This window comes from Bartonella sp. AA81SXKL (assembly GCF_042196945.1).
Taxonomy (GTDB): Bacteria; Pseudomonadota; Alphaproteobacteria; order Rhizobiales; family Rhizobiaceae; genus Bartonella.
Window position 1 is genome coordinate 337 of sequence record NZ_JBHIRH010000386.1, and the last position, 237, is coordinate 573.

A 237-nucleotide genomic window follows, 5' to 3' on the forward strand; every position below is an offset into this window, starting at 1 on the left:
TGGAAGTGTTCATGAAGAGAGCGAGAATGACAAGAATGCTTTCTCAGCAGTTAAAATCCGTCCACAAAACCTTTCTCCACGGCTAAGTGTACAAGAAAAAACTATGCATGCTGATTTTGTTAAAAAAATGGGTGAAAAGGCTTTGTGGAATTCTTTTAAAATTCCTCAATAATTTTTTTCTAAAAAGTTCGTTAAAAAACGAAAAATAACAAGATACCTAAAAAAATATGGTCGTTG

At 32.5% G+C, this 237-nt stretch carries 1 pseudogene; it reads left to right on the forward strand.

The features are described 5' to 3' along the window. Positions 1 to 172: pseudogene (locus tag ACFINZ_RS11840) on the forward strand (DNA polymerase III subunit epsilon); the annotation flags it as partial. Positions 173 to 237: the final 65 nt, after the last annotated feature.